This is a genomic window from Alcaligenes faecalis (assembly GCF_041521385.1).
Lineage (GTDB): Bacteria > Pseudomonadota > Gammaproteobacteria > Burkholderiales > Burkholderiaceae_B > Alcaligenes > Alcaligenes faecalis_E.
Genome location: NZ_CP168006.1, coordinates 1,821,895 through 1,834,762, shown reverse-complemented (window position 1 = coordinate 1,834,762; position 12,868 = coordinate 1,821,895). Strand labels below are relative to the sequence as shown.

Annotated in this window: 11 protein-coding genes and 1 riboswitch; of the genes, 4 read left to right on the top strand and 7 right to left on the bottom strand. The window is 56.1% G+C overall.

The genetic code is table 11. From position 1 onward, the window contains the following. Positions 1 to 149 precede the first annotated feature (149 nt). From ACDI13_RS08265 to rimO, 4 genes are all read right to left on the bottom strand, one after another. Positions 150 to 911 carry an aspartate/glutamate racemase family protein gene (locus tag ACDI13_RS08265; protein ID WP_316988288.1) on the bottom strand — a complete coding sequence of 254 codons (762 nt, stop codon included), beginning with the start codon at positions 909 to 911 and terminating at the stop codon, positions 150 to 152. Between the two features lie 238 nt (positions 912 to 1,149). Next, positions 1,150 to 1,674 (bottom strand): gamma carbonic anhydrase family protein, encoded by a 525-nt coding sequence (locus tag ACDI13_RS08260; RefSeq protein ID WP_316988287.1) that lies wholly within the window; start codon positions 1,672 to 1,674, stop codon positions 1,150 to 1,152. 15 nt (positions 1,675 to 1,689) lie between these two features. Next, positions 1,690 to 3,363, bottom strand: a complete 1,674-nt coding sequence (locus ACDI13_RS08255) for a sulfatase-like hydrolase/transferase (RefSeq protein ID WP_316988286.1) — start codon at positions 3,361 to 3,363, stop codon at positions 1,690 to 1,692. A gap of 65 nt (positions 3,364 to 3,428) precedes the next feature. Beyond that, entirely contained in the window at positions 3,429 to 4,748 is a 1,320-nt protein-coding gene (gene rimO, locus ACDI13_RS08250; RefSeq protein WP_316988285.1) for a 30S ribosomal protein S12 methylthiotransferase RimO, read from the bottom strand. 204 nt (positions 4,749 to 4,952) lie between these two features. Between rimO and rsmB the strand changes: the two genes are divergently transcribed. The 4 genes from rsmB to ACDI13_RS08230 are packed head-to-tail and all read left to right on the top strand — an operon-like array spanning position 4,953 to position 9,944. Beyond that, on the top strand, positions 4,953 to 6,257 hold the full coding sequence (rsmB, locus tag ACDI13_RS08245; RefSeq protein ID WP_316988343.1) for a 16S rRNA (cytosine(967)-C(5))-methyltransferase RsmB: 1,305 nt from the start codon (positions 4,953 to 4,955) through the stop codon (positions 6,255 to 6,257). 48 nt (positions 6,258 to 6,305) lie between these two features. Further along, positions 6,306 to 6,890 carry a DUF4390 domain-containing protein gene (locus tag ACDI13_RS08240; RefSeq protein WP_316988284.1) on the top strand — a complete coding sequence of 195 codons (585 nt, stop codon included), beginning with the start codon at positions 6,306 to 6,308 and terminating at the stop codon, positions 6,888 to 6,890. Then, on the top strand, positions 6,890 to 9,226 hold the full coding sequence (locus tag ACDI13_RS08235; protein WP_316988342.1) for an ATP-binding protein: 2,337 nt from the start codon (positions 6,890 to 6,892) through the stop codon (positions 9,224 to 9,226). Before ACDI13_RS08240 ends, ACDI13_RS08235 begins: the two co-directional genes overlap by 1 nt. A gap of 22 nt (positions 9,227 to 9,248) precedes the next feature. Continuing rightward, a complete protein-coding gene (locus ACDI13_RS08230; protein WP_316988283.1) occupies positions 9,249 to 9,944 on the top strand; it encodes a response regulator in 696 nt (231 codons plus the stop codon). 113 nt (positions 9,945 to 10,057) lie between these two features. Here the strand turns inward: ACDI13_RS08230 and ACDI13_RS08225 are convergent, their stop codons facing one another. From ACDI13_RS08225 to ACDI13_RS08215, 3 genes are all read right to left on the bottom strand, one after another. Next, entirely contained in the window at positions 10,058 to 10,549 is a 492-nt protein-coding gene (locus ACDI13_RS08225) for a 6,7-dimethyl-8-ribityllumazine synthase (RefSeq protein WP_316988282.1), read from the bottom strand. A gap of 98 nt (positions 10,550 to 10,647) precedes the next feature. Further along, positions 10,648 to 10,790: riboswitch (FMN riboswitch) on the bottom strand. Positions 10,791 to 10,822: 32 nt separating this feature from the next. Continuing rightward, positions 10,823 to 12,163 carry a HAMP domain-containing sensor histidine kinase gene (locus ACDI13_RS08220; RefSeq protein ID WP_316988281.1) on the bottom strand — a complete coding sequence of 447 codons (1,341 nt, stop codon included), beginning with the start codon at positions 12,161 to 12,163 and terminating at the stop codon, positions 10,823 to 10,825. Then, on the bottom strand, positions 12,160 to 12,867 hold the full coding sequence (locus tag ACDI13_RS08215; protein ID WP_372373018.1) for a response regulator transcription factor: 708 nt from the start codon (positions 12,865 to 12,867) through the stop codon (positions 12,160 to 12,162). The genes ACDI13_RS08220 and ACDI13_RS08215 overlap by 4 nt, the downstream gene beginning before the upstream one ends. Position 12,868 lies beyond the last annotated feature (1 nt).

Genomic DNA, 12,868 nt, shown 5'->3' with positions numbered 1-12,868 from the left:
TATCGAGAACGAATGGCCATTTGTGGTTTGGCATTTGTTTATGATCTGGCACAACTGCGCTTTTTACCGCACGCTTTGATGACGTCCAAGCATAAAAAAACCCTGCCAACGCAAGGTTGGCAGGGCTGTGTACTGCTAAGCCGGTTTGATCAGGCTTGTGGCTTGGCACCCGACAGGATGTGGCCAGCGTTAGGAACGCGGGTTTCCAGACCCAGGGTTTTGAGCATTTGGTACACGGTGCAAACAGCGGCGGACAGAACGGGCTTGCCGATCTGGTCTTGGGCGCGCTGGATAGCAGGCAGGGAAGGCATCTGTACGCAAGCGGACAGGATGACCGCGTCCACGCCGTCATGGTTCAGGCGCTGGACGTGCTCCAGCAGGTTTTCTGGGTTCAGCAGGCCCACTTCCAGGTTGTCCGACACTTCCAGGCTGATGGAGTCTTGAACTTCGATGCCTTCAGCTTCGATGTAGTCGGCCACGCGCTTGGTCAGCGGTTTCATGTAAGGGGTGATGATGGAGACTTTCTTGTAGCCGAATTCTTTCAGCGTATCGACCAGGGCACCAGCCGAGCTCAGCACAGGAATTTCCACGCCGTTTTCTTTAACGGTGTTTTGCAGACGGGCTTGCGAGACGCGGTGGTAGCCGTCGCCTTGGGCCATGATGGCAACCAGGCAAGCGTAGGCCATCACGCTCATGCGGGCGTCGCTTAGTTCAACCGCGCAGCGGTCGCTGGCGATGTCCATGGCTTTCAGCTCTTCGGGGTTCACGTGCATCATGCGCATGCGTGAGGAGTGAAAGGTGAAACGCTCTTCAGGAAACTCGGCGTAACGAGCCTGCAACATGGCAGGAATCTCGGTTTCCATGGTGGTGTTGGAGCTGGGAACGATCTGACCGATGCGGTAGGTTTTCATAGGAATCTGTCTCTGAGGGTGGTTTTTAGATTGACGCCTTCATTCTAGGACCCGTTTTCTTCCTTGCAAATCAATCATCTGTCAACGTGCCATCGCCAACGGCGATGGCACGAGGGCAGGGATCAGGACAGTCCAGATTGCCATCGCCAGGCTTCGCCGCTCCCCGTTTGGAGATTGCCTCAGCAACCTTCAACTGCGTGGTGTACGGCCAAGAGGGGCCAGCGTGTACTTGCTTTTTTTAGTCTATGCGCTTCAAGGCCGTTTTGTAGTAGCCACCGCGTTTGGCGTAGACACTGGCGTTTTGGCGCAACTTGGCAATGTCTTCGTCGCTCAGGGTACGCACGGCTTTGGCGGGTGATCCGATGATCAGGCTGCGCTCGGGGAAGACTTTGCCTTCAGTGACCAGTGCGCCGGCACCAACCAGGCTATCGCGACCGATGACGGCACCGTTCAGCACGACGGCCTGGATGCCGATCAACGCGCCTTCACCGATGGTACAGCCGTGCAGCATGGCCTGGTGGCCGATGGTGACGTGGTCGCCAATATCCAGAGGGTAGCCGGGGTCGGTGTGCAGTACGGCACCTTCTTGCACGTTCGAGCCTATACCCACGGTAATGGTTTCGTTATCGCCACGGATAACGGCGCCGGGCCAGACACTGCTGTGCTCTTTCAATACGACCTTGCCAATCAGGGTGGCCTCTGTGGCAACAAAGCTGCTGTCGTCGATTTGTGGGCTGTGTTCGTCTAGTTGATAGATAGGCATAACAATGTGCAAAAATCAGAAGTCGAAGAGGGAGGCGGAATATAGCCAGCCTGGATAGGATTCACTGCGCTGGGTATAGGTGAGATTTGGGGCCGAAGAGCAAAGATCATAATGCCGAGCGTATTGGAACGCCGGCAGGATAGCGCCTGCAGACGCGTCATTAATGATCTGGCCAAGGCAGAAAAAGGGCTGATGGTTCAAGCGGGCTGCCAGATCCTGACCACGATAATAAATATAGCCCGGTACGTCACCCAGTATTTCTTTTGGGGCGGAGGGGGAGAACATATAGTCGTCGTTCATTTCCCCCGTTCGTATGAAAAAGTCATCTGAGAAAATATTTTCTTGATGGAAAAAATGGGTCAAGGCGGGCTTGTGGTCGCCAACAAGAAGGATGAGGGAGTCTGGGTGGTCGGCAAGGAGCTGGTTGGCAAATTCAGCCACATCACGCAGGCTTTGAGTCAGTTTTTCTTGATAATGTTGCTCGCCGTGATCTCCATCGCGTGGGTAGTAGGCTCCGTGTGTATAAACGGTTGTGATGAATTGAAAGTTTGGCCTGTCACTGTTTTGCCGTTCTTGAGTGGCAGCTTTGAAAAGAATCTCATCGTTGGCCCAGATCGGGCCGTCGTAATTCATGTCCTCAAGTGCAAGAAACCGTCGAAACCCAAGCTTTGGATTAATAATGTGCCGGTTCCAGAAGATTGCATTGTGATTGTGTAGTGAAACGCTGGCATAGCCGGTGTTTTCAAGACTACGGGGCCAGCTCCACGCCTGTGGGGAGAGCAGCTTCGTGTATTCCTGGTAAATAATTCCATTTAAGGCTCCATTGGCGGGCAACCCTGTCAGGAGCTCAAAAGCTGAGTTGACGGTTCCTCCTCCATATACGGGAGCAATGGCACGGAAGGCTTGAAACCCAATCTTTTTCAAAGGACTGAAAGCCTCTTTGAAATGCTGTTCATCATGCCAGCATGCTTCACAGAGAATCACAACGATGTTGGAAGGCTGAACGGATGTGTCAGTACTGGATGCTTTCAAAATATCAAACTGCTCCCGTTCTGCTGTTGAAGGCGGTGGGGGTATGCGGCGCTGGCTGGTTTGCACCAAATGGGTGAGCAGGCCGTTTTTTCTGATATTCCTGGGCCAGTCCCAGACGACGTAGTTGATGTCCTGGCGAGTCAGCTCAAACTGCGCTACGTGACTTAACGGCGTATCGATACGATTCAAGTAGGGGTGGAGGGATAGCAGGGAGAAAAGGACGACCAGCAGAATTCCAGCCTTTTTTAAGCGTGCAGTTCGATCAAGGCGCATCAGCAGCACAATCCCGGCGACTACCAGTAAGGCATAGATGATGTGGGATTGGCTGATGTAATGAGGTACAACTGACAGGTTGTCAGTGCGAGTGATATCCGTCCAGCTCAGGGGTTCGGTCGTCAGGGCTTGCTTGGTATTGCTGATTTCTGTCAGTACCAAGGAGGTCCCTGCAGTCAGGGCTCCGGCCACCGTACAGGGTAAAACTAACCGTAGCAGAAAATAGAGCGCAAACAGTGGGGTCAGAGAGAGCGCCAGCGCAAGCCATCGATATTGGCCCGCCTCATCCAGAAATAGGAAATCCAGATGGTTGTGTAAAAGGTAGTACTGGAAATATCCCAGCGCGATAACAACAGCCAGATCGATGAGTCTTGTTCTTGTCATGTCGCAAGCGAACAGCCCGGCTCGAGGGCCGGGCTGTTGTCAAATGAACTGAAGGACGTTTGAGCTTAGCTTGTTTCACCAAACAAGTCATATTCACTGGAATCCGTAATGCGCACGCGCACCATTTGGCCCGGTTCCAGTTTTTGTTCGCTGGTGATGAAGACGTTGCCGTCAATTTCGGGGGCGTCGGCGCTGGAGCGGCCAACGGCATCGCCGTCCTCATCAATCTCATCAATCAGCACGTCCATTTCGCGGCCCACTTTGGCGGCCAGGCGGGCGGTGGAGATGGCTTGTTGATGTTCCATGAAACGTTCCCAACGCTCTTGTTTGACTTCGTCGGGGACAATGCCGTCGAGCTTGTTGGCGGGGGCGCCTTCCACGGGGGAATACTGGAAACAGCCGACGCGATCCAACTGCGCCTCGGTCATCCAGTCCAGCAGGTATTGGAAGTCTTCCTCGGTCTCGCCGGGGAAGCCGACGATGAAGGTGGAGCGGATGGTCAGATCCGGGCAGTCCTGACGCCATTGCTTGATGCGCGACAGGGTGCGGTCTTCAAAGGCAGGGCGTTTCATGGCGCGCAACACGGAAGGGCTGGCGTGCTGGAAGGGAATATCCAGGTAGGGCAGCACTTTGCCCTCGGCCATCAGGGGAATGATGTTGTCTACATGAGGGTACGGGTAGACGTAATGCAGACGCACCCAGGCACCCAGTTCGGACAGGGCGGCGCTCAAGTCCAGCATGCTGCTCTTGACGGGGCGGCCATTCCAGAAGCCGGTACGTTGGCGGATATCTACGCCGTAGGCGCTGGTGTCCTGGGAGATCACCAGCAGCTCCTTGACGCCAGCCTTGACCAGACGTTCGGCCTCGCCAAGGACATCGCCGACAGGACGGCTGACGAGCTTGCCGCGCATGGACGGGATAATACAGAAACTGCAGCTGTGGTTACAGCCTTCGGAAATCTTCAGATAGGCGTAGTGACGTGGGGTCAGCTTGATGCCTTGTGGCGGCACCAGATCAATATAGGGATTGTGATCCAGCGAAGGTGGGGCGGCTTCACGTACGGCGCGCAGTACCTGTTCGTATTGCTGGGGGCCGCTGACGGACAGTACGGAAGGGTGTACGTCGCGAATCAGGCCTTCGTCCACACCCATGCAGCCGGTGACAATGACGCGGCCGTTCTCAGCCAGTGCCTCGCCGATCGCTTCCAGCGATTCGGCCTTGGCGCTGTCGATAAAGCCACAGGTATTGACCACCACTACATCTGCATTGTCGTAGCTGGGGGTGATCTGATAGCCGTCGGTGCGCAGTTGGGTAAGAATTCGTTCGGAATCAACCAGGGCCTTGGGACAACCCAGGCTTACGAATCCGACTTTTGGGGCGCTCATAGAGGGTCCTTCTGGAGCTTGAGGGCTCGAAATTGGGAAATAGGCTTGATTTTACCGTCCCATGCCCGGATGCGTGCGGATCTTGTGCGTTTGAGCCCGGTTTATGCGGCAAATAGTGCTACAGTCGCAGTCATATTTTTCTTTTCTAGCGGTTGTTCTGTGTCCGACACCCATCTTTCCCCCTCCTTGCCCCTGTCCGAAGTCATGCTGCTGAGTGCGCGCCATATTGAAGGCGTGCTGGCGGGCAAGTCCCTGACTGAAAGTTTGGCTGCAACGCCAGCGCCTGCCCGTGCGGCGGTGCAATCGGTCAGCTTCCATGTGTTGCGTCGTCTGGGCCATGCCCGTCAGATTCGTATTACGCTGGTGCCCCGTCAGCCCAGCAATACCTGGCTGGATGCCTTGCTGATGGTGTCGCTGGCTTTGCTGGATACGGCCATGCGTGTGCAAGAGGATGCCAAGACTTTTGAGGATCGCCCGGATGTGCCGGTCTATGCCGTGCATACGGTGGTGGATCAGGCCGTGCGTGCGGCTGATAGCCAGGCCGCGCTGCGTCTGTCCAAGGGTTTGGTGAATGGGGTGCTGCGTCGCTTTACGCGCGAACGCAAGATGATTTTGTCTCAGGTAGAAAGCCGCCCCGAAGCACGCTGGAATCACCCCGGCTGGTGGGTCAAGGAGTTGCGTCGTGCTTACCCGCGTGATTGGGAGGCGTTGTTGCAAGCGGCCAATCGCCCCGGTCCTTTGACCTTGCGTGTGAATCAGCGTCGCTGTTCAGTGGAGCGTTTGCAGGCGGTCCTGACCGAAGCCGGTATTGCCTCCAGTAGCCCCGGCGTGGGTGCTGTTACCTTGGACAAGGCCATGCCGGTTCAGGCGATTCCTGGTTTTGATCTGGGCTGGTGGTCGGTGCAGGACTGGTCGGCTCAGCAAGCTGGTTTGCTCTTGCCGGTCAAGGATGGCATGCGCGTGCTGGATGCGTGCGCGGCCCCAGGTGGCAAGACCGCTCATTTGCTGGAACAGGCGGATGTGTCCTTGCTGGCCCTGGACTCCGATGGCGAGCGTCTGGAACGTGTCGGCCACAACCTGCGTCGTCTTGGCCTGGAAAGCGATAAGGTTGAACTCAAACGGGGTGATGCGGCGCGTCCGGCCCCATGGTGGGATGGTCAGCCCTTTGATGCCATCCTGGCTGATGTGCCTTGTACCGCTTCAGGTATTGTGCGTCGTCACCCCGATATTCGCTGGTTGCGCCGCGAGTCAGATATTGCCGATACCGCGCGTTTGCAAAGCGCTATACTGGATGCCTTGTGGTCCACATTGCGGCCCGGCGGACATTTCCTGTATTCGACCTGCTCGATTTTTCCGGCAGAAGGGGAACAACAGGTCGAGGCGTTTTTGGCCCGCCACCCCGAAGCGCAGCTTCTGGATTCTCCCGGCCAGATTTTGCCCGGTGTTGCGGGACGATCACTGGCAGATGGCGACGGTTTTTTCTACGCCTTATTTACGCGCCCGGTTTGACTTGTCACAATTAGGGCTCTGACTTTGTCCTTTTTGCGGTTAATCACGATGTGGCGCGTTTTTCTGTCTTTTCTGCTGATTTTCAACTGCGCGCTAAGCTCGGCCAATACGATTGTGCCGGTCGCTACTTCGGGAGAGCGGGTTGTCAAGGTCGAGCCCCATATTCGGGACGAAAAACTCTATATCGACGCGGATGTTGAATTCGAGTTAAGTCCGGAGTTGCGCACTGCTGCCGAGAAAGGGGTGCCGCTGTATTTCACGGTTGAAGTGGAATTGGCCCAGCCACGCTGGTATTGGTTTGATAAAAACGTTGTTAAGGAACAACAAACCTGGCGGGTTGTGTACAACGCTCTGACCCGTCAGTGGCGTGTGGGCACCGGGGACCTGTCTTTACCCGAATCCTCCATGAATGACGCACTGGCCATGCTGCGGCACATTCGCGGCTGGGCCGTGGCGTATGTGGCAGATCTGGACCGCGACCAGCAATACCAAGGTCGTGTGCGTCTGCGCCTGGATACCTCTTTGCTGGCCCGTCCGTTTCAAGTGGACGCCATCAATAGTTCTGCCTGGACACTGGCTACTCCATGGAAAACCTTTTCCTTTTCCGTCTCCGTCGACGAGCCCCAACCTTGATTCGTTGGATCTTGCGCACCGCTCTGTTCGGAGCGGGGGTCAGCGCCTTGGCGCTGTTTTCGCTTCTTGTCTGGTCTACGGGCAACGCCTCGCGCTACGCACAGCAGTATGACTTGCTGTTGGTGCTTAACGGTGTATTGGCCGCCACGCTGATTTCCTGGGTGCTGTTGCTGACGATTCGTCTGTTCAGACAAATACGCCGACGTCAGTTTGGTGCCCGTATGACGGCGCGCTTTGCTTTTTATTTCACCTTGATCGGCATTATTCCGGGGGCGCTGATTTATCTGCTTTCGGTGCAGTTCATGTCACGTTCTATCGAGTCCTGGTTCAATGTACGGGTGGATTCGGCGCTGGAGTCGGGCTTGAGCCTGGGCCGCGCCGCCCTGGATTCGCAGTTGAACGAGCTGGAAGGTCGGGCAAATGAAATGGTGTCGGCACTGAACAAGGCAGATAGTGCGCAGTACAGCAGTTTGCTGATCTCCTTGCGTGAGAACAGCGGGGTGACGGAGGCAATGGTGTTTTCGGGCAATGGTCGTTTGATTGCCTTTTCCTCGGGCCGCTATGACACGCTGCTACCTGATATGCCGCCCTCCAGCGTGATGAATCAGCTGCGTATTGCAGGCCGCTATTCGGCTGCCGAGGTGGATGATGATGCCCCTGTTCACGATAACGGGCTCGATGAAGGCGGGGTACCTGCAGAGTCAACAGGCTTGCGCCTGCGCACGGTTCTGCCTTTGGCGGATCCCAATCGCTTTGCGGCGACCTTGAGTGGTACGGCAGACTCGCGCTGGCTGCAGGTCATTCAGCCTGTGCCGGACAAGATTGCACGCAATGCCAACCAGGTGCAGCAAGGGTTTCGGGATTATCAGGAGCTGGCCTTGTCTCGTCAGGGCTTGCGCAAGCTCTACGGTATTACGCTGACGCTGGCTTTGATCCTGGCTGTGTTTACGGCAGTGGCGGCCGCCTTGGCCTTGTCGCGCCGCCTGACGCGCCCATTATTGACGCTGGCCGCCGGGACGCAAGCGGTGGGGGTAGGGGACTACCGTGCTTTGCCTGAGCCACCTGCCAAGGATGAAGTCGGCCAACTGACGCGCTCTTTCAATGCCATGACCCGACAGTTGGATGAAGCGCGTCGCATGGTTGAGAAAAATCGCCTGCAGTTGGAACGCTCCAATATGTACTTGGAGTCGGTGCTCAGTAACCTGTCCAGTGGTGTGTTGGCTTTTGACGAGATGTTCCGTGTCACCATGTTCAACCAGGGCGCGCAGCGTATCTTGCAGGTGGATTTGCGCTCGATTAAAGGGCGTCCGTTGGAAACGCTGGAAGGGGCCGTGACTTTTGCTTCGGTGATACGAGAAGCCTTTTCCACGCATCAGGCCATGGGCTCGGATCACCCTTATTGGCAGCAGCAGTTTGAATTGGAAATGCAAGAAGGTAATGAAGCGCGTGATACTATCGTCACCGTTTTGGCTCGTGGTACCTTGTTGCGTGTGGATGGTCAACCAACCGGCTATCTGGTGGTGTTTGACGATATTACTGACGTGATTTCCGCCAGCCGTCTGGTGGCCTGGAGCGAGGTGGCCCGACGTCTGGCACACGAGATCAAGAACCCCTTGACGCCTATTCAGTTGTCTGCCGAACGTCTGGCCATGAAACTGGAGTCGCAGTTGGATGACGTCCATGCTGCCATGTTGCTGCGCTATACCAATACCATCGTCAATCAAGTTAGTTCGCTGAAAAAGATGGTGGAAGATTTCCGAGAGTATGCTCGTAAGCCCGCTACTCAGATGCAAGCTCTGAATCTGAACGAGCTGATTACTGAAGTGTTGACTTTATATGGTTGGGACCCGGAAGAAGGCATGGTCCGGGACGATGGTTATAGTGTGGCGATCGATGTGGAGCTGGACCCCGATTTGCCCATGGTGCAAGGGGATCCGACGCAACTGCGTCAGGTTATCCATAATCTGTTGGCCAATGCCCGTGAAGCGGCGGCTCAGGATCAATCACTTGACCAGGCGCATGTATTTGTTAAAACCATGATTGCGGGCGTAGAAGGTTCCGATTCTTCTGGTGCAGTCAGTTTTGTGGTGTCAGATAACGGACCTGGTTTTGATCCCCAGATGCTGGTGCGTGTTTTTGAGCCTTACGTAACCACCAAGCCCACCGGTACGGGTCTGGGACTTGCTATAGTTAAGAAAATCATCGAGGAGCACGGCGGCAGAATCGATGTTTCCAATCGTCGTGAGGGGGGGGCTCGCATTTCCATCCTCTTTACCCGGCTTGCTGGCCAGCATATTCGTCTGGACTCTGGGCGGCGAGCAAACGATAATGCGTAAAAAATCACGTAGGTGACGTTTTATGGCCAGAATTCTGGTAGTTGATGACGAAATCGGCATTCGGGAACTTTTGTCGGAAATTCTTTACGACGAAGGGCACACCGTGCAATTGGCAGAAAATGCCGCCCAGGCTCGCGAGGCACGCTTGCGGGGCCGTCCCGATCTGGTCTTGCTGGATATCTGGATGCCAGACACGGACGGTGTCAGCCTGCTCAAAGAGTGGGCCTCCCAAGGCTTGCTGGATATGCCTGTGGTCATGATGAGTGGCCATGCCACGGTGGATACCGCGGTGGAAGCCACCCGTATTGGGGCGGTGGATTTCCTGGAAAAACCCATCACCATGCAGCGACTGCTCAAGACCGTAGCCTCGGGGCTGGAGCGTACTGTTGCCCCCAAATCGCTGGCAGTCGCAGCTCGCCCGATGGCTCAAGGGGGTGATCGTCGTCCGGATGCAGCAGCAATGGCTCCCGGTCTGGCACCAGCCATGGCCGTCCCTGAAGTCGAGCAGGATGAGTCTCAGCTAGGCAGCATCTCTTTGGATCTGCCATTGCGCGAAGCGCGTGACGAGTTCGAGCGCATTTATTTTGAGTATCATCTGCGCCGTGAAAATCACAGTATGACACGCGTGTCGGAGCGTACCGGTCTGGAGCGCACCCACTTGTATCGCAAGCTTAAACAACTGGGTATAGACTCGTCGCGCAAGCGTAATCAGTCTTGATACCGACGTTATCAGACAGATGACCAGCAAGCTTCTGGCTAACCCTGGTGCTGCGGGTAAAAGTAGCCCAGAGGGTTGGGATTGAAGGCGGCCTTTTCAGGCCGCCTTGCCATTTAGAGCGCGGCGACAGATGCCGCAGGCAGAGCCTGCAACTTGCTCACGGTATCCAGGCACGTACGGGCCGCTTCCTGCCCCTTGATCACAAAGTGACGGTGGAAGTAATCGTGGTGTTCTTTGCCATCATGGAAATGGTGAGGAGTCAGCACGACTGAAAACACCGGCACGTTGGTGCTGAGCTGGACTTGCATCAAGCCTTGAATCACGGCGGTCGCTACAAAGTCGTGGCGATAGATACCGCCATCAACCACCAGACCGGCAGCCACAACAGCGGCATATTGACCCGATTGGGCCAGACGTTGCGCATGTAGCGGGATTTCAAAGGCGCCGCCCACTTCAAAGACCTCGATCTGGCTGCTGTCGTGGCCCATGGCTTTGACTTCGTCGATAAAACCCAGGCGGGCCTGATCCACAATGTCCTTGTGCCAGCACGCTTGAATAAAGGCGATACGGGGAGCCAGAAGATGGGCTGGGGTAATGCTGTTCATGTTGATTTCCTGTTTTATGACAACAAAAACAGGGCATGCAGGAAGCAGGATAGCTCAAGCCCATAGCAGGATGACTCCTGTACAGGTGCGTGAACCTATCCCGTTCTCTCTTTATCCGGACTATACCGTCGGCCCCGGAATCACACCGGATCTGCTGTCCCTGACCACAGGCCAGGCGCTCGCGGGCTAGGCTAGTGCCATTACCGCCGGTGGGGACTTGCACCCCGCCCTGAGAACAAGTTGGCCAGCTTGGCCAAGCACAAAAGTGTACCCCTAAACCTTTTTTTTGTCAGAGGCGGGCGCAGCCAGTGGCAGCAAGAGCCTTAGGGTGCAGGGTGCGCCGGGCAGGAACAAAGCCTGGCCACCGTGGCGCAGCAAAATCTGGCGCACAATCGTCAGCCCCAGGCCCGCTCCTTTGCTGGCGCTGTCTTGCTTGTGAAAACGCTCAAAGGCCAGATGAGCTGTTTGCGCATCCAGGGCTGTACCTTGATCGCTGATATCGATCGCACATTGGTCAGGTCGTGGGTTATGCAGATGCAAGCTGACCGCACCTTGGCCATGTGTCAGGGCATTGTCCAGGGCGTTGGCAATGGCCTCGGACAGATCGGCCTCGCAGGCTTGAACAGTATCTTGCGAACTACCATCGTGAAATTGAATCTCCCGATTGGCCTGTTCAAAAAGTGGCCATACGTCCCCCATCACACGGCGGCACAATGGTGCCAGGGCAGTGTGGTCTGTTAGTTCCGTGGCCTGCTCCTGCTTGCGGGCCAGGCTGAGCCATTGGCTGACCAGACGCTGCAAGTGGGTAATATCTTCGCGCAGCAAACTCCAGTCCTGATCGCTATGGTGTTCAGCCGTTTGCAGACGCAAGGACATGACCGCCAGGGGGGTACGCAGTTGATGAGCTGCATCTGCAACCAGTTGCTGCTCATGCTTATAGGCCTGCATCAGGCGGTCCAGACTTTGGTTGACGGCCTGTGCCAAGGGACGAATTTCTTTGGGCAGTTCGGTGACCGGCAAGCGCAGCTCGGGTTGAGCAGGGCCTAGCGTCGCAGCCAGATTTGCGGCCTGTCGTACCGGGCGCAAGGTCCAATGGATAAGCCAGGCGATCAGCAACAGGCCCACCGCACATACCGGCAACCACAAAAGCAGTGAGCGCCACATGCGGGTTTGCAACAAGGCTCCGATCAACTCACGTTCGCGCTGGTCTTGTTTGGCGACCATCAGGATTTCGCCACTGGGTAGCGTTACCGAAACCGACACCACATAGCCACTGCGATGTTTCAGTCTGAACAAGGCCAACTCATCCTCGGGCTGAGCCGGGCGCAGGCGTCGCGGGCTTGTCAAATTGGATGAGGCCTGGAGCAGCGCACCCTGGGCGCTATACAGTGAATAAGACATTTCCCCACCAGCGTATTGACGCGGCAAGCTATCCAATGATTTCGAGGGATTAAAGTCGCGGGCAATTTCCTCGGCCTGCAAAAACAGGCTGATGCGGCGCAACTCGTCTCGCGTATCGAACAAGGACAGGGCCAATGCGCAAAAACCCAAGGCCAGCATCAGCAAAAGGCTGATCAGCAATCGCCCGCGCAGACTGAAGGCGCGTCTGCTCACAGAACGCGCAAGCGGTAGCCCACACCGCGCACCGTGTCGATGCAAACCAGCGCATTTTGCTCGCGTAGCTTGCGGCGCAGTTTGGAGATCAATGCTTCGATGGCATTCAGACTGACATTGGCCTGGTTTTGATACAACTGCTCCAGCAAGTAGTCCTTGATCAGCAAGCGAGGGCTGGCCTGCATCAGTTCCAGCAAGAGTACACTTTCCCGCCTTGGCAGCATCAAGGCCTGGTCATTGACCCAGGCCTGTCGTACTTCAGGCTCGAAGCATAGGTTGGCAATCACCAGTTGCTGGTAACGGTGGGGGGCTGCTCGCCGCAAGATCGCACTTAATCGTGCCTCCAACTCGACCAGATCAAAGGGTTTGAGCAGGTAGTCATCCGCACCGCCTCGCAGTCCTTGCACACGGTTGTGGATGGCATCGCGCGCGCTCAAAATCAGGCAGGGAAGGCGTTGGCTGCGATCTGGATGATGCAACTGCGCCAGAATCTCCATGCCGTCCATATCGGGCAGGCCCAGATCCAGAATCAGGGCGTCAAAGCTGTGCTCTTGCAGCAGGGCAAGACCAATCCGTCCTGTGGTGGCGGTGCGAATCGCGTATCCCTGCCCTTGCAGATGGCTTGCCAACAGGCTCAACAAAGGCCGGTGGTCTTCAATAATCAGAATAGTTTTCATCAGACTATGGTCAGGAACCGGGCTCATG

Bases quoted from the DNA above. Each gene is read 5' to 3' on its own strand.
- ACDI13_RS08240 (WP_316988284.1), top strand. From the start codon at position 6,306: ATGTGGCGCGTTTTTCTGTCTTTTCTGCTGATTTTCAACTGCGCGCTA.
- ACDI13_RS08225 (WP_316988282.1), bottom strand. From the start codon at position 10,549: ATGAACAGCATTACCCCAGCCCATCTTCTGGCTCCCCGTATCGCCTTT.
- rsmB (WP_316988343.1), top strand. From the start codon at position 4,953: ATGCTGCTGAGTGCGCGCCATATTGAAGGCGTGCTGGCGGGCAAGTCC.
- ACDI13_RS08230 (WP_316988283.1), top strand. From the start codon at position 9,249: ATGGCCAGAATTCTGGTAGTTGATGACGAAATCGGCATTCGGGAACTT.
- ACDI13_RS08260 (WP_316988287.1), bottom strand. From the start codon at position 1,674: ATGCCTATCTATCAACTAGACGAACACAGCCCACAAATCGACGACAGC.
- ACDI13_RS08265 (WP_316988288.1), bottom strand. From the start codon at position 911: ATGAAAACCTACCGCATCGGTCAGATCGTTCCCAGCTCCAACACCACC.
- rimO (WP_316988285.1), bottom strand. From the start codon at position 4,748: ATGAGCGCCCCAAAAGTCGGATTCGTAAGCCTGGGTTGTCCCAAGGCC.
- ACDI13_RS08215 (WP_372373018.1), bottom strand. From the start codon at position 12,867: ATGAGCCCGGTTCCTGACCATAGTCTGATGAAAACTATTCTGATTATT.
- ACDI13_RS08255 (WP_316988286.1), bottom strand. From the start codon at position 3,363: ATGACAAGAACAAGACTCATCGATCTGGCTGTTGTTATCGCGCTGGGA.